Raw genomic sequence first — 20649 nt, forward strand, 5'->3', positions numbered from 1 at the left:
CCTACTTTCGATCGCCCTTCTTCATCTGCTCCAGTTCGAGGCGCAGTTCCATCAGGTCGTTCTCCATGCCAAAGCCAACGGCTTGGCCTGCTGGTGGTGGCGACGTCACGGGCACCGGAGGCAGATCGCTCAGCGTGAGGTGTGGGGGGTCTGACAGATCCAGGTCGAGCGGAATACTGCGCGAGTCTGGGCCCACAGACGTATGGGGACCAGGGGCCGCCGCAGCAAAGGGCGCGGGCGCAGGTGCCTGCTGGGCCTTCATCGCGAAGTCAAACTCCAGACTCGCAGCCAGCGAATCCAGTGGCAAGTCGTCGTGCGGCGCCACCACTGGCGCTGGAGCCGGCGACGCGACCAAGGCCTCTGACGGCGGTGGAAGCAGCGGTGTCGTGCGCTTGCGCGGCGGCGGAGCCCCCCGCGCGCTGGCGGGAGTAGTCTGCGCAATCGCCAGCAGGAGCAGCAAATCATCATAGGCCGCCAGATCAAACGGCTCCACAGCCTCGGCACCCGTGCGGCGGAACAGGAACTTCTCCAGCAATCCCAGTACCGCAGACGTGGACCACTCGGCCTCGATCTCGGCGAGCGCGTCGGTGTAGTGATACAGCATGCGGCCCGTGCGGTGGAAGCCCGCAAACTCCGGCACCTGGGCGTTGAACGCCTGCATGAATTGCATGCGCAATTGCGCAAATTCATCCACGCGGCTGAGCGTGTGATACAGCCGCAACAGCTCGAGGTAAGCCAGCGGTGACGTCTCGCGGTGCTGGGCAATGTGGTGCTTCAGAACCTCGATGGCCTGCTGGTGCTCACCAACAGAGACAAAAAATTCGGCCTGTTGCTGGATGTCGAACAGTTCTTCGGGGTTGACGATGTGGGGTGCTACCGCAGCGGCTGGCGGGGCAAAAACGGGCTTGGCCTGCAAGGGAGCGGGGGCGCTCGCCGCAGGGCGGGTTGCCACAAAGCGTGGCTCCATCGTTGCTGTAGCCACCGTGTTGGGTGCCAAGGCGGCGGGCTCTGAGCTCACTGCCGCGGCACGGGGCTGGGTTTCAGACGGCAGCCACGTGTCACCGGGGTGGGGAGTGAGACCCAGCGCCTCTTCGTGTGCCGCCGCATCGCCACGCACACCCAAAGCCACGGAATCTCGCCAAGCCCGCACGGCCTTGTCAGAGGCACTGCGTACCCGCGACCACATCCATGCCACGCCTAACAATGCCAAGAGCAGCAGACCACCCAGCGCGTACACCAACGTCGCGGGAAAACGCTCCTGCTCCATCGACGCCAGTTGTTGCTGCAACCGGGCAGCGGCAGCGCGGTCTTGGGCCGCCTGCGAACGCAGCGCGGCGGTATCTGATTCCAGCGCTTTCAGACGCTCGCCGTCTTTCTGCAGTTCATCCGGCTGCACATTCAAAGATTTCCATACCGCCGCTGCCTGCGTGCGCGCTGCCGATGCCTCCTCGGACGGCGGCGCGGGCAGCTGGGACGTGGACCGCAACGCCACGGGGCCGTCCAGCGAAGTATCCAGAGGCTCGACCACCAGACGGGAACGCACGGCGGGCGCGGTGCCGGCACCCGCTGACTTGCCAGGAGCGGCGGCTGCCACGCGCGCTGCGGGCTTCGCTGCTGCCGCAGAGCCCGTCGCACGGCTGGCTGCGGTGGAAGGCCGCGCAGCCCTCGCAGGCACAGCTACCTTGCCACTGGGTCGGGTGCCTTGCGCAATACCGGCCGCCGCTGCGGAGGCGGCAGCAGCGCCACCACCCACCGAGGGCACAGGCTGCGACTCTGTCACTGCTCCAGGGCTGGCAGCGGGAAGCCGCGAAAGGTCGACCGGGGAGGCAGAAGCAGACCGGGTCACGGTCGTTGGCAATTCCGACAGGAAGGTGTAGCCGCGTGTGGTTTTGCCGTTGCACCCTGCCGACAGGGTGACGGTGAGCACGGGCTCATCCAGCGACACCGAAGCCAGCACGCGGACCCCCGAAGGACGCCCTCGCACCTCGGGCAGGGGAATCACACGCACCTTGCTGTCGCTGATGGCGTTGTCGCCCGCCACCAGCTTGGCGGTGACACAGGAGGACGCTACATCCGTCCCCGGGTCGGGTTGCAGCTCGAACGACAGATCGACAGGAGCGCCCAACACGACCGTACCACTGCCGCTCCCCAGAGACAGCGCCGAAGCACCGGCTGCGAGCGCCCACAATCCTGGCCCAACAATGGTGTTACGGATATTCACAATTAATTTTGTTTTCGGTCTGAAGGATTCTTGCACATAAGTCCCAGATAAGGCCAGAGCCATAATGCCGCTATGAAAATTCAGTTTCCCAACATCGCCATCGTGGGCACTGGCGCCATGGGCCGGGGCATCGCGCAAATTGCTGCCCAGGCTGGCAGCCAGGTTTTTCTGCTGGACGCCAACCCCGGGGCCGCCGACGCCGCCCGGGCTGCCTTGCAGGAACAATGGAACAAGCTGGTCACCAAAGGCCGGATCGAGGCAGACCAAGCCACCGCGCTGACTGCACGGCTGCACCCCGTCAAAACGGTAGCGGACCTGGCGGCCTGCGACCTGGTGGTGGAGGCCATCGTGGAGCGGCTGGATGCCAAACAGGCCCTTTTCGTTGAACTGGAAGGAGTGGTGCGCCCCGATGCGGTGCTGGCGACCAACACGTCGTCACTGTCCGTGACGGCCATTGGCGCATCCCTCAAGCACCCGGAACGCCTGGTGGGGTTTCATTTCTTCAACCCCGTTCCGCTGATGAAGGTGGTGGAGGTCATTGCGGGCCTCAAGACCGATCCTTCCATCTGCACTGCGCTGGCCGCCTATGCCAAGGCCATGGGCCACACCCCGGTGCAGGCACAGGACACCCCAGGCTTTATCGTGAACCACGCCGGGCGCGGCTTTGGCACGGAGGCCCTGCGCATCGTGGGCGAAGGCGTGGCCGACTTCGCCACCATCGACCGCATCCTGCGCGACCAGGTCGGCTTCAAGCTCGGGCCCTTCGAGTTGATGGACCTGACGGCGCTGGACGTGTCGCATCCGGTCATGGAATCGATCTACCGCCAGTATTACGACGAACCCCGTTTCCGCCCCAGCGTGATCACGGCCCAGCGCCTGGCAGGAGGCGTGGTGGGCAAGAAGGTGGGCGAAGGCTTCTACCGCTACGTGGACGGCGTGGCCCAGGTGCCCGCCGAGGCACCCGTCCCCGTCGTCAACGACATTCCCCCGGTCTGGGTGTCCCCGCGCGCTGCGCGCCGGGCCGAGCTGTACCAGTTGCTCAAGGACCTGGGTGCCACCATCGAAACCGGTCAATCGCCCTCCCCCCAGGCCATCACGCTGGTGGCCCCGCTGGGCTTTGACGTGACCACCGTGGCGGTGGTGGAGCGACTGGACCCGGCCCGCACCATCGGCATCGACATGCTGATCGATGACGCCGCCACCAAGCGCCGCGTGCTGGCCACCAACCCTGCCACACGCGTCGACATCCGCAATGCGGCACATGCGCTGTTTGCGCGCGATGGCAAAGCCGTGAGCGTGATCCGTGACAGCGGCGGTTTTGTCACGCAGCGCGTGGTGGCCACCATCGTCAATATCGCCAGCGACATCTGCCAGCAAGGCATCTGCACCCCCAAGGACCTGGAGACCGCCGTGACCCTGGGCCTGGGCTACCCGCTGGGCCCGCTGACCATGGGTGACCGCTGGGGTCCCACCAACATCCTCGAGGTGCTGTTCAACATGCAGACCGTGTATGGCGACACGCGCTACCGCCCCAGCCCCTGGCTGCGCCGGCGTGGCGCCATCGGCCTGAGCCTGAGCCACGTCGAAGAAGACTGATCGCCCAGCACAACGGCACCCCACGGAAGACTCCCATGCCCGCAGAACTCCAGAGCACCAGCCAGGGCCAGACCCTGGTCCTGACCCTTCGCAACCCCGAGCGGCGCAACGCCATCGACCCGGTGATGTATGCAGCAGGCGTGGAGGCGCTGGGCGTAGCCGAAAGCAGCCCCGACATCCGCAGCGTGGTCATCACGGGGGCGGATGGCATGTTCTGCTCGGGCGGCAATCTGCAGCGCCTGCTGGCCAACCGCCAGGAAGCACCCGAGGTGCAGGCCCAGAGCATCGAAGGCCTGCACAACTGGATCGAAACCATCCGCACCTACCCCAAGCCGGTGATTGCAGCGGTGGAGGGAGCGGCCGCCGGCGCGGGCTTTTCGCTGGCACTGGCCTGCGACTTCATCGTGGCAGCCCGCAATGCCGTGTTTGTGATGGCCTACAGCAATGTGGCCTTGTCACCTGACGGCGGTGCCAGCTGGAGCCTGGCCCAGGCCCTGCCGCGCCAGACGGCCACCGAGATCCTCATGTGTGGTGACCGCATCGGTGCAGAACGCCTGCACGCACTGGGCCTGGTCAACCGCATCGCCGAAGCGGGCAACGCACTCGATGCAGCGCTGGCGCTGGCCGAGCAGCTCAATGCCCGTGCACCCAATGCACTGGCCAGCATCAAGGAACTGCTGAACGAAGCCCCCCATGCCCAGCTCACGCACCACCTGGCCCATGAGCGCGACCACTTCGTGAAAAACCTGCACCACATCAACGGCGGGGCGGGCATCTCGGCGTTCCTGGAAAAGCGCGTACCCCGTTACGAATAGCGCTCCGCGGAAGATGCCTGCGGGCATCCCCTTTCACTGGCTCATCAACCCCCCGGCACGCTGCCACCCAGCGCCGGGGGTTTTTTATTGGCGCATGGGCAGACACGCAGGTGACAACCCTGACGCATTGCGCAGGTCCCTGACGCGACAATGGAACTGTTTCTAGTCACCCAAAAGACAGGCCATGGACGACCCGATTCTTACTATCGAAGAACGTGAAGCGATCAACTCCGGTCGCTGGTTTTCTTCTCTCTCACCCTCACTACGCCACGACATCCTCCGATGTGCATACGTCAAACGCTTCAAGGACGGCGGCCTGATTGCCGCACGCGGAGATCCGCCCGAGGAGTGGATTGCGTGCGCACGCGGCGCGGTGCGGGTGAGCTCCACCTCCATCTCGGGCAAGCAGATCACGCTGACGTACGTGGAGCCGGGCATCTGGTTTGGCGACGTGGCGATCTTCGACGGGGACCGGCGCACGCACGACGCCTACGCCCATGGCGACACCACGATCCTGTGCGTGGCCAAGGCCGACTTCCGCAAGATCTTGGCCGTGCACACCGAACTGTACGAGGCCATGCTGCGCTTGCACGCGCGTCGCATTCGCCAACTGTTCGGGCTGGTGGAAGACCTCAACACATTGCCCTTGCGCTCACGCCTGGCAAAACAGTTGGTGCACCTGGTGCGCAGCTATGGAGTACCCAGCCTGTCGGACGGCAGCGAGATGCGCATCAGCCTGCAACTGGCGCAGGAAGAACTGGCCCAGCTGCTGGGCGCATCACGCCAACGCGTGAACCAGGAACTCAAGGCCATGGAACGCGAAGACGCGATCCGCATCGAGCCGGGCGGCCTGGTGGTGCGTGACCGCGAAGCCCTGATGCGCATCGCAGAAGCCGACAACTGAGCCAACTACCCCATCACCGATTGCACGAACTTTCATCCGCCTCCATGAGCAACTTTGACCATTTCGTCGGCACCCGCCCTGTTTCCGATCAGCATGCCTTTGACATCGAAGCGCTGACCGCATGGCTCTCCAGAAACATGGAGGGCTTTGCGGGCCCGCTGACAGTGGAGATGTTCAAGGGCGGGCAGTCCAACCCCACCTACAAGCTCATCACACCGGGCGCCAGCTACGTCATGCGAGCCAAGCCCGGGCCCGTGGCCAAGCTGCTGCCATCGGCCCATGCCATCGAGCGCGAGTTCGCGGTGATGAGCGGCCTGTACGGCACCGACGTGCCCGTGCCGCGCATGTTTGTGCTGTGCGAGGACGAGTCGGTGATTGGGCGCGCCTTCTACGTGATGGAGTGCATGCAGGGCCGCGTGCTGTGGGACCAATCCCTGCCGGACATGACGCCCACCGAGCGCGGCGACATCTACAACGAAATGAACCGGGTGATCGCAGCGCTGCACACCGTGAAGTTTGCGGACCGTGGTCTGGCCAGCTATGGCAAGCCTGGCAACTACTTTGACCGCCAGATCGGCCGCTGGAGCAAGCAATACGTGGCGTCCATCACACAACCCATCGAGGAGATGGACCGCCTGATGGAATGGCTGCCCGCCAACATGCCCGCCAGCGCGCGGGACGAGGGCCAAGTGTCCATCGTGCACGGCGACTTCCGTCTGGACAACCTGATGTTCCACCCCACCGAGCCGCGCGTGATCGCCGTGCTCGACTGGGAACTATCCACCCTGGGCCACCCCCTGGCGGACTTCAGCTACCACTGCATGAGCTGGCACATTCCAGCGTCGCTCGGGCGCGGTATCGCAGGATTGGACCTGGGCGCGCTGGGCATTCCGGACGAAGACACCTACATCCGCCGCTACTGCGAGCGCACCGGCATCGCCACGCCCGACGCCTTGCGCGCCGACTGGAACTTCTACCTCGCCTACAACATGTTCCGCATTGCAGCCATCCTGCAGGGCATTGCCAAGCGGGTAGAGGCAGGCACAGCCTCCAGCGCCCAGGCCAAGGCCTCGGGCGACACGGCACGACCCATGGCCCAGCTGGCCTGGTCGTTTGCCCAGCGCGGCTGAACACACGACGCAATCCTCAGCGCCGCCCCACGATTACCAACGGAGAAGAAACCCATGGACTTTGACTACTCGCCCAAAACCAAGGAACTGCAGGCCAAGCTGCTCCAGTTCATGGATGACCACATCTATCCGAACGAGTCCGCGTACAAGGATGAACTGGCCGCCAACACCGCCGCAGGCAAGCGCTGGAGCGCGCTGAACACCATCGAAAACCTCAAGCCCAAGGCCCAGGCCGCCGGGTTGTGGAACCTGTTTCTGCCGGTGGACAGCGCTGCGGCTTCTGGCTACGACGGTGCAGGTCTCACCAACCAGGAATATGCACCGCTGGCCGAGATCATGGGCCGCGTGCAATGGGCCAGCGAGGTGTTCAACTGCTCGGCCCCCGACACCGGCAACATGGAAACCATCGCACGCTACGGCGACGAGGCCAACAAGGCCCGCTGGCTCAAGCCCCTGCTCGAGGGCAAGATTCGCTCGGCGTTTGCGATGACCGAGCCCGATGTGGCTTCGAGCGATGCCACCAACATCGAAACGCGGATCACGCGGGAAGGCGACGAGTACGTCATCAATGGCCGCAAGTGGTGGATCTCCGGCGCCGCCGACCCGCGCTGCGCCGTGTTCGTCACGATGGGCAAGACAGACCCAGACGCCCCCAAGCACTCGCAGCAGAGCATGGTGCTGGTGCCCGCCGACGCCAAGGGCATCACCATCGTCCGCCCGCTGAACGTGATGGGCTACGACGATGCGCCCCACGGCCACGTCGAGATGACTTTCGAAAACGTGCGCGTGCCCGTTTCCAACATCCTGCTGGGCGAAGGGCGCGGCTTCGAGATCGCCCAAGGCCGCCTTGGCCCTGGACGCATCCACCACTGCATGCGCCTGATTGGCCTGGCCGAACGCGCGCTGGAACTGATGTGCAAGCGCGCATCGTCGCGCGTGGCCTTTGGCAAGACCGTGGCCCAGCAGACCGTGACGCAAGAGCGCATTGCCGAGGCGCGCTGCAAGATCGACATGGCCCGCCTGCTCACCCTCAAGGCTGCCTGGCTGATGGACGTGGCGGGCAACAAGGTCGCCAAGACAGAGATTGCGATGATCAAGGTGGTGGCACCCAGCATGGCCTGCCAGGTCATCGACTGGGCCATGCAGGCGCACGGCGGCGGCGGCATGTGCGATGACTTCCCGCTGGCCTACGCGTACGCCGGTGCACGCACCTTGCGCTTTGCGGACGGCCCGGACGAAGTGCACCGCAACGCCATAGCCAAGTGGGAGCTGGGCAAGTACGGCAACTACGGCCGCGACGCCGCCGTACCGGTCACACGCGGCGCCTGACGCGCCTATTGCGGCCCTGCTGCGCCTTGCGCCTGCGCGTCAGCGGGTGCAGCGGGTGCAGCGGGTGCAGCGGGTGCAGCGGGTGCAGCGGGTGGCAGATTCTGCAACGCTCCCTGCGCGGCCGCCAGCAACAACTGCGTGGCCTGGGCGATTTCCGCCAGGCTGCGCTGCGTGTGCTCCACGCGCAGGTACACCTTGCCACGCACCAGCATCAGCAGCAGCGGCGACTGCGCACGCTCTGCCCCGCCCTCGCCTTCCACAATGTTGAGCAACTGGGAGACCACTGGTGCGTGGATCCAGCGCTGCGCTGTCTCTATGCGCTCTGCCACCACCGCAAAGTGCTGGCGGAACGAGGCCGGCAGCCCCGGCCAGGCAACCTCCTCATACATCGCCAGCCAGCGCATTTCCTCGGGCAAGCTGGCATTCACCGTGGTCTGCAGGGTGTCGGTGATGGCGTCGTAGGCATTGCCCTCCAGGGACTCCTGCAGGGGGCGGTTCAGCACCATCACGGCCGCATCGGGGTCCACCCCCAGATCGGCGCGGCCCCGCAACTCCAGGCCGTGCACATAGTCCCGGGTGGGATTGCCGCACTCGAGACGCCACGGGTGGCCGTTCAAGTCGCCGCCCAAGTCAAAATGCCCCTCCGCCGCCTGCGGCACGATCGCCAGGCGCTGGGTGGCCGCCCACCGCACCACCTCCTGGTTGGACACGGGCCGTGCGGCGGTCGGGCCGCCGGGCAGATGCAGTGCTTTACGGAGACGATCAAACATGGCGGTTCGAAGCCCTGGGCTTCGCGGAAGTCGCGGATGCAGGCATTATTGAGGGCATTGGCCGCTGCGGCAAACGATCCGAACGCCTGCAAAAGCGCGGTGCGCCTTGCCCGTGAAGCCGGCTTTGCAGCAGCACGGGCGTAGGCGTACGCCAAAGGCATCGACCGGCGTTGCGTTCATCGCCTTGGACCACCGACATGCACCTCACCCTTCACCGCCGAGTGGCCCTCGTCGCCCTGGCTTGCGCGCTCGCCACGCCCCTGTTCGCCCGGGCGCTGCCGGACGACGCCTCGGCCCGTGTACACCAGCTGGTGCGCTGGGCCGCCGCAACCGCCGATCACCAGGGCCTGCCCTTTGCCGTGATCGACAAGCCTGCGGCCCGCATCCATGTGTTCTCGGCCCAGGCTCAATGGCTGGGCAGCGCGCCGGTGCTGCTGGGCGCAGCGCCGGGCGACCGCTCTGCGCCCGGCATCGGCACCCGGCCTCTGTCCCGCATTCGCCCGCACGAACGCACCACGCCTGCAGGGCGCTTCGTGACCGAGCCGGGGCGCAACCTGCAGGGCGAAGACATTGTGTGGATCGACTACGACACAGCGGTCTCGCTGCACCGGGTGCGCAGCGTGAGCGCCGCAGAACGCCGCCCCCAGCGCCTCGCCAGCCCCGGCGCCCGTGACAAGCGCATCAGCTATGGCTGCGTGAATGCGCCCGCAGCGTTCTACGACCAGTTCATCGCCCCCTGGTTCGGACGGGCGCCGGGCGTGATTTACGTGCTGCCGGACACCGAGCCTTTTGCTACATTTTTTGCAGCAGCAAGCGCATATCAATAGTGCGCTACCGGCACATTTTGCTCAAAACCCGTGCTTTGGAGCCCTGCGCAGCAAAACTGGCATCGCCCGGGCAATCGCTGCCCTCGGGCCCAACCCCCGCGATCCGTTGCGCGTTGCAGCAAGGCTTGAAAACCCTGGATGGTGGCGCGCGTGAAAGTGACCGTGTACGGGTCACCTGCCTGCGCCGCCTGCACACGGCCATTGCGATGAGCCGCCGCCACTGCCCATTCCAAAGGCCCAAAGGCGGTCATTTGGCAAGCCAGCCCCAGGCCGCCCCGATCCGCGCAGCAAAACCCGTGGGGATCCTCCAGGCCCTGGTTACTGCGCGGCGGGTGCTGGGGTCAGCGTCAGCGCATGCGCCCAGCGCGCGGGCTGGCGCTGCAGGGCGCGGTAACCGGTCTGTGCCCAGGTGCTGCTCATGTCGCGGTAACGCGGTGAAAACACCAGGCCACTTTGCCCAGTCTGGTAGATGAAGCGAGACTGCTCCAAGTCGGCCAGGTCATACACCGCGCGCAGCGATGCGGCGTGGCGGTTCACAAACGGGCCCTTGGCTTCGCCCGCGTTGTACTGCCCCACATTGACCGTGTAGGAATCGCCATGCGATGGCTCGATCACGTCAAAAAAACGGGCCAGCGCAGGCACATTGCCAAACGGCCGGTGCACGCTGAGCGCCGGGTGCGCTGCACCCCACCGCCACTGCGCGGGGTCGGCGCCGTAGGCTGCCTGCAGCCGGTCGAGCGCACGGCCCAGGGCTGCGGCCGATTGCTCTGCGCACGAGGAAGGCTGGCACCACCAGGGGTCGTTGCGCTCCAGAATGCCCTCTAGCGCCGCCCGGTAGTCGCGTTTGCCATAGGTGGCAGTGAACCGCGCCTCGCCAATGCGCGGCACGATCAGGCCACGCGCCAATTCGTCGGTCCACGCGGCAAACACCAGGGGCGCCGCCTTGCCCGCATCCATCACCCCGTCAAAGCCTTGGAGCTGCTCTTGCGCAGCCGCTGCCAGCGGATGCGATGACCTGGCCTGCTGCAGGTAGGGCAGCAGCTTGCGCGTGGCCAGCGAAGTCACATCGCGGTGGATGGCCTGCATGCTTGCGGCATCGTGCTTGTCGGTCGCCTCGATCAGCTGTGCAATGCGTTCGTATCGGTAGGGCAAGGCCCAGTCTTGCGTCAGGTAGTGGGGATAGTCGGGCGCAGTCACCCGCTGGTTGGCGGTGGCTATCCAGCCCCGGGCGCCGTTGTCCTCCGGCGTCTGGTCGTACGGCAGCCAGCCCTTCCAGTCGTACCGGGCGTCCCAGCCCGGCGAAGGCGCCACGCCCCGGATGTCGTTGGCAGGGTCTCGCACGGGCGCGCGGCCTGCGGCCTTGAAGCGGATGTTGCCCTGGTCATCGGCCGCCACCACGTTCTGCATCGGCGAGTGGTAGTGCGACAGGGCCGCGAACAAGGCGTCCACCGATTTCGCCTGGTTGGTCTGCAGGCCCGCCAGCACCGTCTGGTTGTCGGCATCAAGCGCGCTCCAGCGCAGCGCCAGCACGTATTTGCCGAGGTCCAGCACGTCGGCATGCAACTTCTGCGCGTCGCTCAACACGGGGCCGTGCCGCGTGCTGCGCACCTTCAAGGCAACATCGGCCTGCCCTTTCACGCGGATGGTTTCAGTGCGCACCGTGAAGGGCGCCCAGCCCTCGGGCGTGCGGTACTGCGAGGCGTCGGCGGGGTTGATCTGCTCCAGGTACAGGTCCTGCACGTCCGGGCCCGTGTTGGTGAAACCCCAGGCCACTTTGTCCGTGCGGCCCAGCACCACAAAGGGCATGCCGGGCAAGGTGGCGCCCACTGCGTCGATGGCGCCCATGGGGGTGCCGTCAGACGCCTGGCCTGCTGGCGCCTGCAAGCCCGCAAAGTACCAGATGGCGGGCGCCGACAGGCCCAGGTGCGGGTCGTTGGCCAGCAGCGGTTTGCCACTCACCGTGCGGGTGCCTGCCAGCACCCAGTTGTTGCTGCCCTTGCCCTCGTTGGTGCCCGCATTGCGGGTCAGCTCGTCGGCCCAGGCCAGCATGCCGGCACTGATCTGGCGGGACAAGGGCCCGTCGTCCAGAGCGGCAGATGCAGATCCCCGGTCGACCGACGCAGTGGCTGCGGACGGTGCAGCAGAAGCGTTGGCATCAGTGGTCCGGTACACCCCCAGTTGCCGGTACAACGCGGCCAGGTCGGCCGAGGCTGCGGGGCGCTCGCCCGGGTACGGCGGCATCAGCTGCCACAGGCGCTCGGTGTCCAGCGTTTTGGCGATGGACAGCCGCGCAAACTCGTTGCCCCAGTTGCCGCCCAGGTCCAGCGCCATCATCAGCGCCCAGCCCACGCTGTCTTCGGGCTCCCACACGGCACCGGTGGCCCCACCTGGCTGAACGCCCAGGATGTGGAACTCCGGCGGCAGCGCCTGGGGGCGGTTCTGGTGGAAGGCGTGGATGCCCTGGCTGTACGCCTGCAAGGCCTCCCGGGCATATAGCGGCAGACCTGCGTACTGACGCTTGGCAGTACCCGCGATGTCCAGCGCGCGCATGAGCTTGTCGGTCTCCAGGGTGGCGGGCCCAAACACCTCGGACAGCTCGCCATGCATCACGCGGCGGTTGAACTCCAGCTGCCAGGTGCGCTCCTGCGCATGCACATAGCCCATGGCAAACCAGGCGTCTTGCGGGCTCTGCGCGCGGATGTGGGTGACATCGGCTCCATCGCGCTGCACCTGCACGGCCTGGCGCAGGCCCTTCACCACCAGCTTGCCATCCAGCCTCGCAAAGCTGCGCTGCACATACACCGCGGCCCCTGTACCGACCAGCAATGCTGCCACCACCAGCCCGACGGCCGTTCGCTTCATCCACGCCATGTCTCGCCTCTCGTGCCTGTTGTTCGTGTCTGTTCGGAAGTGAAGGGGGCCGGAGCACCGAGCCAGAACCGGCCCTACCGGCGGCAGCCCGGCATGTTGGCCGAAGACTCAGCCCAGATGAACGCTGGTCCCTGCGACGTGAAAGTTCATGATCGGGGCACTGGACTCGGTGAACGGAACCCCTAGCGCTATCTGCCCGGTGCCATGCAGGATGCAGGCATCGCGGCGCAGCCGCACGGGGGAGTCGCTACCGTCAAACCGCACCCAGGTGCCAAAGCTGCTCATGTCGGTGAGCACAAAGCCGCTGTTGCGCCAGTCGATGCGCGCATGCAGCCGCGACACCCGGGGGTCGTTGATGCACAGCTGCGCATGGGTGGCACGCCCCACGTGCACGGGCGCATCCGACGACGTGAACGACATGTCCACACCGTGCCAGGAAAACTGGATATGCCCCAGGATGGAATCGGCTGGGGCAAAACTGCTGACCAGTGCCGCCTGCATGGTGAGCGAGTCGGGCTCTTCGTTCTCACGCCACTCCACCTGGTAGAGCATCTGCAACTCGGCCTTGCCACGGATTTCCATCAGGCCAAGCTTGCGATACCAAACGTCTGCAGCTGCCCCTGCCAGCAGCACCGCTGTCTCGGTGGCCCAGATTTCGGCGGGGCCCGCCCGTTCGCACAGGCGGGAGGCCACATTGACCGCGTCGCCATAGCAGTCGCCATCCACGTCCACCACCTCGCCGCTGGCTACGCCCACGCGGATGTCCATGCGCAGCGGCTGAGGCCAACGGTCCAGACGCGCCTGGTGCTGGCGCAGCATCTGGGTGGTTGCGGTGACGGCCGTAGCCGCATCGCCAAAAACACACAACACGCCATCGCCCAGCTTCTTGACCACCCGGCCAGCATGTGCCTCGATGGTGTCACTGATCCACTGGGTGACCTGGGTCACGGCCTCGGTGGCGCGTTCGTTGCCCAGCGTTTCATACAACGAGGTGCTGCCCGATATGTCTGCGAAGACCACCGTCGACATCACACTCATGAACGATGGCCGATTAGTAACATCATGTGAATCAGTTTAGTGCAAGCTCAACGAAGACGCACCTATCAAAGCGTCAACCGCCCTTCACAAGGGCCTTTGGTGGACGCGCGCACCGCCGTTTGTGGCAGCGGGATGTGTAGGGAGAGGCGCAACAGAACTGTGCGATGCAGACGATCTCGCACGGGTCGTGTTCGACAGGGGAACAGGGCGCACAGGCCAGGCATGAAAGGCGCGTGCCCAGTTGCGCACCCGGTGCGCCATGCGCTGTCGGTGCCATGGCAAACATCCAAGAGGAATGCGTAAAAGTTCGCAACAAACCGAGGCGACGTGTTGTCTTTATACAAAAACAGGAGCGCCACCCTTGCGTCAATCCTCACTCCCGCTTACTTTGATCGACCCTGTTACAAAAATCGCACCGCTCTCCGTCCATGCGCTGGAACAAACCCAATCTCCGCAGCAGCCTGCACGACCTCCTAGGTCGTGACAAGCCGTCATCGACGGCCTGGGTGCGCGACCAGGGTCTGGAAGAGGTGCGGCGAGCCATGCTGCAAAGCCTTGCGGGACTCACCGGCTGTGAAGTGGCGCGCATGAACATGCGCCTGCGCTATGCGGGCGACATCGAGGCGCTGTGGTACCTGCGCAGCGACCTGCTCGACACCCTGATTCCCCTGCGTGGCCAGGCCGTCGCCCAGACCGTGCTGGACGAAGTTACGCCGATGTTCCAGGGCCAGTTGCCGCTGTCGCTGCGTGTTCCGCAAATGCCCCATGCGCCCCGCGCACATTTCTGAACCCTGAAGCGGCGGCTCGCGACGGGCCTGCTCCCTGTTCCCGCCACACAGCCGCGCTCTACCTGCGCGCTCAGTGCTGGTGGCCCCAGTAGATCAGAGCGTCCCGCTCTTCGACCGACAGCGACACCGTGGCGCCCACGGGCAGCAGCACCTTGGTCTCGACATGCCCGAACGGCAGATTGGTCAGCACGGGTGCCTTGATCTGGGTGCGCAGCCAGTCCACCACCGACTGCAGCTTGTAGCCCTTGTCATGCGGCGCCAGCTTGAAGTTGGTGAACTGCCCCAGCACCACGGCCTTCTGCTGGGCCAGCACGCCCGCGTGCAGCAGCTGGGTCAACATGCGCTCTATGCGGTAGGGATGCTCGTGCACATCTTCCACAAACAACACCCCGCCCTTGACCTGCGGGAAGTACGGCGTACCCACCAGCGATGCCAGCACCGCCAGGTTGCCGCCCCACAGGGTGGCACTCTTCACATAGACATTGGGCACAGCAGGCTTGTCGGTGGCGTGATGGGGCTTTTCCTTGTGCATGCGCCAGCCCGTACCCTCGCCGTGGCCGGTCAGCAGGTCGTCAAAGCAGGCCTCCATGATGTCGTCGGGCTCGCCCTCCACCCCAAAATCGGCCCCCAATGAGGGCCCCGCCCAGGTGGTGGCCCCCGTCTTGGCCAGCACGGCCAACTGGAAGGCAGTGAAGTCGCTCACGCCCACAAAGTGCGTGCCTTTTTCGATGGCCTTGGCCACCGCCTTGTACCGGATGCCCGGCAGGATGCGCGTGAGGCCATAGCCCCCGCGCGAGATCAGCGCCACATCGGCGCCGCTGGCCGCCGCACGGTGGATGGCGGCCAGCCGGGTGGCGTCGTCACCCGCAAAGCGCGTGTGCGTGGCCAGCGCGTCCACATCCACCTCCACCTCATGGCCCTGGGCCTTGAGCCGGGCAATGCCCCGCTTGAAGGCCGCCTTGTCGCGCACTGCGCTGGAGGGTGAATAGATGTAGATGTGCTTGGGACCGTGGTCGTGGTCGCACTGGGAGTGGTCGTGATGGTGGTCGTGCAAAGCGCTCAGGCCCGATGGGGTCTGCTCCGTAAACAGGGGGAATGCCCGGCGCCCCATGCAGTCAGGCGGCGCCAGCGGGCAAATCAGTGGCTGAAGTATTCCACAGCCCGTGCGGCAATGGCCTCGCCATGCTCCTGAACAAAGTGGCCTGCGTGGGGCAGCACCACCGGCTCGGGGCATCCGCGGATGTGGTGTTGCAGTGACCGCATGGTGGGCAGCCCCAGCACCGGGTCTTGCGCCCCCACCAGCATCAGGCTGCGGCCTCGCCACTGGTGCTGCCAAAAATCGCGGGCTGCACGCGACAGCGCCGCCCCGGAATCGTCCAAAGCGGCGGGGACACGTTCGGGAAAGGCCCGCAGCGCGGCACGGTAACCCTTGTCGGGGAAAGGCGCATCGTAGGCCGCGCACTCGGCAGGGCTGAGGTGCGGATTGCCGCGCGCCAGCAGGCGCCCCACACCGTACAGCGGCTTGTCTCGGCACATCGCGCGCCAGTCCACAAAACCCGGGGGCAACGGCGCGTCGCCCGTGGCCAGCAGCGTGTTCATCACCAGCAGCCCGCCAAACCGCTCAGGCATCGCCATGGGCAGCGTGAGGCCCAGGATGCCGCCCCAGTCCTGCACCACCAGCACCAGGTTGCGCAGATCCAGCCGCTCGATCAGCTCCAGCAGCACCTGGCGGTGCCATTCGAACTGGTGCGCGCCTTCCTTCTTGGGCTTGTCGCTTCTGCCAAAGCCGATCAGGTCGGGCACCACCACGCGGTCACCTGCCGCGAGAAAGGTGGGCAGCATGCGCCGGTACAAATAGCTCCAGGCCGGGTTGCCATGCAGGCACAGCCAGGTGCGCGGTGCGTCGCGGGGGCCCTCGTCCAGATAGTGCATGCGCAGGCCCGCCAGACTCGGCAGATCACTGACGTACTGGGGAGCCCAAGGGTAGCCAGGCAGGTTGGCAAACGCCGCATCGGGCGTGCGCAAGGCATCGTCACGCAACGGGTGGCGGGCCAGTGCCTCGGTGCGTTGCTGGCGACGGCGCTGTGCAAAAAAGCCGCTCAGCAACTGGCCACACTCCTCCGCCAGCAACCCACCTACCACCTCGGTCTGGTGGTTGATGGCGGCATGTCCAAACAGGTTGAGCACCGAGCCCGCCGCCCCCGTCTTGGGCTCCGTCGCGCCATACACCACCCGTGCCAGCCGCGCATGCAGCATGGCGCCACTGCACATGGCGCAGGGCTCCAGCGTGACGTACAGGCTGCAGCCGTCCAGCCGGTAATTGCCCAGCCGCTGCGCAGCGGCACGCAGGGCCACGATTTCGGCGTGGGCTGTGGGGTCGTGGCCTTCCACCGGGGCATTGCGGCCGGTGGCGATGACCTGGCCGTTCTGGACCACGATGGCACCCACGGGCACCTCGCCAGCGCTGGCAGCCGCCTGCGCCTCGGCCAAAGCCAGACGCATCCAGTGCGCATCGTGGTTGGTGTTCATTGCTATATTTTTAATAGCTACCAAGGCATGAAATATGAGCGCCTGCTACTGCTTTTGCTCATTTTTATCGTCTTCAGGCATGGGGCGCGCCTGCTGCATCAGGCCTTCCATCTGCTGCTTGACCTGCTGCTGCATCTGCTGGCTCTGCTCGCGCACCGTGCCCGTGGGCGCCGAGGCGGTCCCTGCTGCGCCGGTGGCGGTCTGCAACGCAGGCAGGGGAGCCCGCGTGGCCGCCAGCTGCTTCTTGGCCAGCAACCCCACGATGGCCAGCACCACCACCAGCCCGACCAATCCAAATATTGCGCGCATACCTTGGCTCCTTGGCAGGCACCCGTGGCCTGCTCGCTACGGGCCTGACTGTAAAGCCAAACCCCGCACGCAAAAACGGCCGCACTGGGCGGCCGTAACGGTGGTAGCCGCTGAAGCAGCGGATGCGGGTAGCCTCAGTTCAGCGCCACGCGGCTGCCGTCCTTGAAGGTGTACAAGGTCACGGCCGGGGTGGTCAGCTCACCCTTGGCGGTGAAGGCGATGTTGGCGGTCACGCCCTTGTATTCGGTCTTGGCCAGGAACGGCGCGAACACCTTGGGGTCCACCGAGTTGGCGCGCTTCATCGCGTCGGCCAGCACCATGGCAGCGTCATAGGCGTAGGGGCTGTAGATCTGGAACTGGCCGGGGAACTTGGCGTCGTAGCGCTTCTTCCAGTCAGCGCCGCCCTGCATCTTGTCCACCGACGCGCCGCCTGTGGCGCAGGTCACATTCTTCAGCGCGGGGGTCTTACCCGACAGCTCGGGCAGCTTCTCGGTGCACAGGGCATCGCCGCCAAAGAACTTCACGTTGCCCAGGCCCAGTTGCTCCATCTGGCGCAGCATGGGGCCCGCCTGCGCATCCAGGCCGCCGTAGAAGATCGCGTCGGGCTTCTTGTTCTTGATGGCGGTGAGGATGGCCATGAAGTCGGTGGCCTTGTCGTTGGTGAACTCCTCCGCCACCACCTTCAGGCCCTTTTGCAGCGCCGTGGCCTTGAACACCGAGGCCACGCCCTGGCCATAGGCCGTGCGGTCGTCGATGATGGCCACGCTCTTGAGCTTGAGGTGGTCCGCGCCAAACAGCGCCAGCGCAGCGCCCAAGGCATTGTCGTTCGCGATCAGGCGGAAGGTGGTCTTGTGGCCGGGCTTGGTCAGGTCGGGGTTGGAGGCCGAGGCCGTGATGTGCGGCAGGTCGCACTTGGCATAGATGGCCGATGCAGGGATGGACGTACCCGACTGCAAGTGCCCCACCACGCCGGCCACCTTCTGGTCGCACAGCTTCTGGGCCACGGCGGTGGCCTGGCGCGGATCGCCCGCGTCGTCTTCGGCCGCGATTTCAAACTTAATCTTCTTGCCGCCGATCACGAGGTTCTGGGCGTTCAGGTCGTCAATGGCCAGACGCACGCCGTTTTCCGTGTCCTTGCCGATGTGGGCAATACCGCCCGACACAGGGCCTGCGTGGGCGATCTTGACGGTTTGCACGTCCTGGGCGGAGGCCAGATTGGCGGCCAGCGCGATGGCGGTCAGGGCAGAAATTCGGAACAGAGGCGAGGAAGCGAAAACGGGGCGCAGCACGGTACAAAGTCTCCTGGGTCGGTCAAAGCAGCGTGTTGTGCACCGATCTTGTACACAACAAACCTTCAAAGCTAGCATCGTAGCCACCCCAGCGCCCATTTGCTTCAATTGCTAAGCAAACTTAGTAATTTGCTCCGCCATTAACCGCGCTAATAAACCGGGGGCCTGCCGCCTTGTGGAACAGGCTGGGATAATCACGCCCCATGTCCCTCCTGCCCCACCAGCTCGAACTGCTCTCGCCCGCGCGCGACGCAGACATTGGCATCGAAGCCATCAACCACGGCGCCGACGCCGTCTACATCGGCGGCCCGGCCTTCGGTGCACGGGCCAGTGCGGGCAACGACATCCGGGACATCGAGCGCCTGGTCAAGCACGCGCACCGCTTCAACAGCCGCATCTTCATCACGCTCAACACCATCCTGCGCGACGACGAGCTGGAGGCCGCGCGCCAGATGGCCTGGCAGGTGTACGAGGCGGGCGCTGACGCATTGATCATTCAGGACATGGGGTTGCTCGAAATCGACCTGCCCCCCATCCAGCTGCACGCGAGCACCCAGACCGACATCCGCACGCCCGAAAAGGCCCGCTTTCTGCAGGACGCAGGCCTGTCGCAGATCGTGCTGGCGCGCGAGCTCACGGTGCAGCAGATTGCGGCAGTCCACAAGGCGCTGGGCCCGGTGGATGCGCCCGGCCGCGCCAACATCGAGTTCTTCATCCACGGCGCGCTGTGCGTGGCCTACAGCGGCCAGTGCAACATCAGCCATGCGCAGACCGGCCGCAGCGCCAACCGCGGCGACTGCAGCCAGGCCTGCCGCCTGCCCTACCAAGTGACGGACGCGCAGGGCCGCTTCATTGCGCACGATAAGCACGTGCTGAGCATGAAGGACAACAACCAGAGCGACAACCTGCGCGCCCTCATCGACGCGGGCGTGCGCAGCTTCAAGATCGAAGGGCGCTACAAGGACATGGGCTATGTGAAGAACATCACCGCCCACTACCGCACGCTGCTCGACGAGATCATCGAGGAGCGCGAGACGCAGGGCCGGCCCCTGGGCCGCTCATCCAGCGGCAGCACCACCTTCACCTTCACCCCTGACCCGCTGCAGAACTTCAACCGCGAGTTCACCGACTACTTTGTGACCGGCCGCAAGGAAGACATCGGCGCCTTCGACAGCCCCAAGAACCCTGGCCAGGCCATCGGCTGGGTGACCAAGGTGGGCCCCGATTTTGTCGAGCTGGAAGTGAGCGACCCCGCCACCGTGCTGCACAACGGCGACGGACTGTGCTACTACGACCTGCACAAGGAGCTGATCGGCATGGCCATCAATGTGGCTGAACCGGTGTCCGCCCGCAGCGTGGGCCAGTGGCGCGTGTACCCCAAGGACCCCATGGACGGCTTCAAGGACCTGCGCAAGGGCACCGAGGTCAACCGCAACCGCGACATGGACTGGGTCCGCACGCTGGAAAAAAAGTCCAGCGACCGCCGCATCGGCCTGTGGGCGCACCTGAGCGAAACCCCCACCGGCTTCCGCCTGACGCTGACCGACGAAGACGGCAACACGGGCTGCGCCGACGTGCAGCAGCCCCACCAGAGCGCCACCGATGCCGCCAAGGCCGAGGCCAGCCTGCGCGAACAGCTAGGCCGCTTTGGTGCGACGGTATTTGCGGTGCACGACATTGCGTTGCAGCTGTCGCAGCCGTGGTTCGTTCCTGCCTCGGTACTCAACGCGCTGCGCCGCGATGCCTTGGCCGACCTGGAGGCCCACCGTGCCCGCAATTTCGCCCGCCTGCCGCGCGCAACGCCTGTGGAACCGCCTGCGCCCTACCCCGAAGACACGCTCTCGTTCCTGGGCAATGTGTTCAACCACAAGGCGCACGACTTTTACGTGCGCCATGGTGTGAAGGTGATCGACGCGGCCTACGAGGCGCACGAGGAGGAAGGCGAAGTCAGCCTGATGATCACCAAGCACTGCGTGCGCTTTTCGATGAGCCTGTGCCCCAAGCAGGCCAAGGGCGTGACCGGCGTGCAGGGCACGATCAAGGCCGAACCTTTGATGCTTATCAACGGCAAGGAAAAACTCACGCTGCGCTTTGACTGCAAGCCCTGCGAGATGCACGTGGTGGGCAAAATCAAGCGCCAGGTGCTCCAGCAAGAGTCCGGCGTGCCGTTGACCTTCTACCGCACCCGACCCGCACCCGCAGCGCCCACGCGCTGAAGGCGGGCGGCAGCCCC

General features: G+C 65.6%; 16 protein-coding genes. 8 read left to right on the plus strand and 8 right to left on the minus strand.

Annotated elements, in window-relative coordinates; genetic code table 11:
- Position 1 precedes the first annotated feature (1 nt).
- Positions 2 to 2128 carry a hypothetical protein gene (locus C8C99_RS10870; protein WP_233247206.1) on the minus strand — a complete coding sequence of 709 codons (2127 nt, stop codon included), beginning with the start codon at positions 2126 to 2128 and terminating at the stop codon, positions 2 to 4.
- Positions 2129 to 2293: 165 nt separating this feature from the next.
- On the opposite strand from C8C99_RS10870, the gene C8C99_RS10875 reads away from it, so the two are divergent.
- The 5 genes from C8C99_RS10875 to C8C99_RS10895 all read left to right on the plus strand — a co-directional run bounded on the left by C8C99_RS10875 (position 2294) and on the right by C8C99_RS10895 (position 7995).
- Complete coding sequence (locus C8C99_RS10875) at positions 2294 to 3817, plus strand: 3-hydroxyacyl-CoA dehydrogenase (RefSeq protein ID WP_108625753.1); 1524 nt, start codon at positions 2294 to 2296, stop codon at positions 3815 to 3817.
- 35 nt (positions 3818 to 3852) lie between these two features.
- Positions 3853 to 4632 carry an oxepin-CoA hydrolase, alternative type gene (locus C8C99_RS10880; RefSeq protein WP_108625754.1) on the plus strand — a complete coding sequence of 260 codons (780 nt, stop codon included), beginning with the start codon at positions 3853 to 3855 and terminating at the stop codon, positions 4630 to 4632.
- A gap of 184 nt (positions 4633 to 4816) precedes the next feature.
- The gene (locus C8C99_RS10885) at positions 4817 to 5536 is read left to right on the plus strand and encodes a Crp/Fnr family transcriptional regulator (RefSeq protein WP_015013747.1); all 720 of its coding nucleotides are present in this window, start codon (positions 4817 to 4819) and stop codon (positions 5534 to 5536) included.
- Positions 5537 to 5580: 44 nt separating this feature from the next.
- The gene (locus C8C99_RS10890) at positions 5581 to 6666 is read left to right on the plus strand and encodes a phosphotransferase (protein WP_108625755.1); all 1086 of its coding nucleotides are present in this window, start codon (positions 5581 to 5583) and stop codon (positions 6664 to 6666) included.
- 54 nt (positions 6667 to 6720) lie between these two features.
- Positions 6721 to 7995: an acyl-CoA dehydrogenase family protein gene (locus C8C99_RS10895; RefSeq protein ID WP_108625756.1), complete on the plus strand. Its 1275-nt coding sequence runs from the start codon at positions 6721 to 6723 to the stop codon at positions 7993 to 7995.
- A gap of 5 nt (positions 7996 to 8000) precedes the next feature.
- On the opposite strand, the gene C8C99_RS10900 is transcribed toward C8C99_RS10895, so the two are convergent.
- Complete coding sequence (locus tag C8C99_RS10900) at positions 8001 to 8765, minus strand: hypothetical protein (protein WP_108625757.1); 765 nt, start codon at positions 8763 to 8765, stop codon at positions 8001 to 8003.
- Between the two features lie 197 nt (positions 8766 to 8962).
- Here C8C99_RS10900 and C8C99_RS10905 point away from each other — a divergent pair, with 197 nt between their 5' ends.
- Positions 8963 to 9592, plus strand: a complete 630-nt coding sequence (locus C8C99_RS10905; RefSeq protein WP_108625758.1) for a hypothetical protein — start codon at positions 8963 to 8965, stop codon at positions 9590 to 9592.
- 318 nt (positions 9593 to 9910) lie between these two features.
- On the opposite strand, the gene C8C99_RS10915 is transcribed toward C8C99_RS10905, so the two are convergent.
- Both C8C99_RS10915 and C8C99_RS10920 read right to left on the minus strand, forming a co-directional pair.
- Positions 9911 to 12463 (minus strand): penicillin acylase family protein, encoded by a 2553-nt coding sequence (locus C8C99_RS10915; RefSeq protein WP_108625760.1) that lies wholly within the window; start codon positions 12461 to 12463, stop codon positions 9911 to 9913.
- A gap of 108 nt (positions 12464 to 12571) precedes the next feature.
- Positions 12572 to 13501, minus strand: a complete 930-nt coding sequence (locus C8C99_RS10920; protein WP_199226380.1) for an adenylate/guanylate cyclase domain-containing protein — start codon at positions 13499 to 13501, stop codon at positions 12572 to 12574.
- A gap of 428 nt (positions 13502 to 13929) precedes the next feature.
- Here C8C99_RS10920 and C8C99_RS10925 point away from each other — a divergent pair, with 428 nt between their 5' ends.
- Positions 13930 to 14289 (plus strand): hypothetical protein, encoded by a 360-nt coding sequence (locus tag C8C99_RS10925; protein ID WP_056638620.1) that lies wholly within the window; start codon positions 13930 to 13932, stop codon positions 14287 to 14289.
- 70 nt (positions 14290 to 14359) lie between these two features.
- Here the strand turns inward: C8C99_RS10925 and C8C99_RS10930 are convergent, their stop codons facing one another.
- The 4 genes from C8C99_RS10930 to C8C99_RS10945 form a co-directional block, all read right to left on the minus strand.
- Positions 14360 to 15343 carry an LD-carboxypeptidase gene (locus tag C8C99_RS10930; RefSeq protein WP_108627122.1) on the minus strand — a complete coding sequence of 328 codons (984 nt, stop codon included), beginning with the start codon at positions 15341 to 15343 and terminating at the stop codon, positions 14360 to 14362.
- Positions 15344 to 15426: 83 nt separating this feature from the next.
- Positions 15427 to 16818 carry a tRNA adenosine(34) deaminase TadA gene (gene tadA, locus C8C99_RS10935; protein WP_108625761.1) on the minus strand — a complete coding sequence of 464 codons (1392 nt, stop codon included), beginning with the start codon at positions 16816 to 16818 and terminating at the stop codon, positions 15427 to 15429.
- A gap of 45 nt (positions 16819 to 16863) precedes the next feature.
- The gene (locus tag C8C99_RS10940) at positions 16864 to 17127 is read right to left on the minus strand and encodes a hypothetical protein (protein WP_108625762.1); all 264 of its coding nucleotides are present in this window, start codon (positions 17125 to 17127) and stop codon (positions 16864 to 16866) included.
- A gap of 134 nt (positions 17128 to 17261) precedes the next feature.
- Positions 17262 to 18416, minus strand: a complete 1155-nt coding sequence (locus tag C8C99_RS10945; protein ID WP_108625763.1) for a branched-chain amino acid ABC transporter substrate-binding protein — start codon at positions 18414 to 18416, stop codon at positions 17262 to 17264.
- Positions 18417 to 18619: 203 nt separating this feature from the next.
- On the opposite strand from C8C99_RS10945, the gene C8C99_RS10950 reads away from it, so the two are divergent.
- Positions 18620 to 20632: a U32 family peptidase gene (locus C8C99_RS10950; protein ID WP_108625764.1), complete on the plus strand. Its 2013-nt coding sequence runs from the start codon at positions 18620 to 18622 to the stop codon at positions 20630 to 20632.
- The last annotated feature ends 17 nt before the right edge of the window (positions 20633 to 20649 follow it).

The organism is Acidovorax sp. 107 (genome assembly GCF_003058055.1).
Classification (GTDB): domain Bacteria; phylum Pseudomonadota; class Gammaproteobacteria; order Burkholderiales; family Burkholderiaceae_C; genus Acidovorax.

Excerpts from the sequence above, each read along its gene's own strand:
- C8C99_RS10925 (WP_056638620.1), top strand. The coding sequence starts at position 13,930 with ATGCGCTGGAACAAACCCAATCTCCGCAGCAGCCTGCACGACCTCCTA.
- C8C99_RS10895 (WP_108625756.1), top strand. The coding sequence starts at position 6,721 with ATGGACTTTGACTACTCGCCCAAAACCAAGGAACTGCAGGCCAAGCTG.
- C8C99_RS10950 (WP_108625764.1), top strand. The coding sequence starts at position 18,620 with ATGTCCCTCCTGCCCCACCAGCTCGAACTGCTCTCGCCCGCGCGCGAC.
- tadA (WP_108625761.1), bottom strand. The coding sequence starts at position 16,818 with ATGAACACCAACCACGATGCGCACTGGATGCGTCTGGCTTTGGCCGAG.
- C8C99_RS10920 (WP_199226380.1), bottom strand. The coding sequence starts at position 13,501 with ATGAGTGTGATGTCGACGGTGGTCTTCGCAGACATATCGGGCAGCACC.
- C8C99_RS10890 (WP_108625755.1), top strand. The coding sequence starts at position 5,581 with ATGAGCAACTTTGACCATTTCGTCGGCACCCGCCCTGTTTCCGATCAG.
- C8C99_RS10875 (WP_108625753.1), top strand. The coding sequence starts at position 2,294 with ATGAAAATTCAGTTTCCCAACATCGCCATCGTGGGCACTGGCGCCATG.
- C8C99_RS10940 (WP_108625762.1), bottom strand. The coding sequence starts at position 17,127 with ATGCGCGCAATATTTGGATTGGTCGGGCTGGTGGTGGTGCTGGCCATC.
- C8C99_RS10900 (WP_108625757.1), bottom strand. The coding sequence starts at position 8,765 with ATGTTTGATCGTCTCCGTAAAGCACTGCATCTGCCCGGCGGCCCGACC.
- C8C99_RS10905 (WP_108625758.1), top strand. The coding sequence starts at position 8,963 with ATGCACCTCACCCTTCACCGCCGAGTGGCCCTCGTCGCCCTGGCTTGC.
- C8C99_RS10880 (WP_108625754.1), top strand. The coding sequence starts at position 3,853 with ATGCCCGCAGAACTCCAGAGCACCAGCCAGGGCCAGACCCTGGTCCTG.
- C8C99_RS10915 (WP_108625760.1), bottom strand. The coding sequence starts at position 12,463 with ATGGCGTGGATGAAGCGAACGGCCGTCGGGCTGGTGGTGGCAGCATTG.
- C8C99_RS10885 (WP_015013747.1), top strand. The coding sequence starts at position 4,817 with ATGGACGACCCGATTCTTACTATCGAAGAACGTGAAGCGATCAACTCC.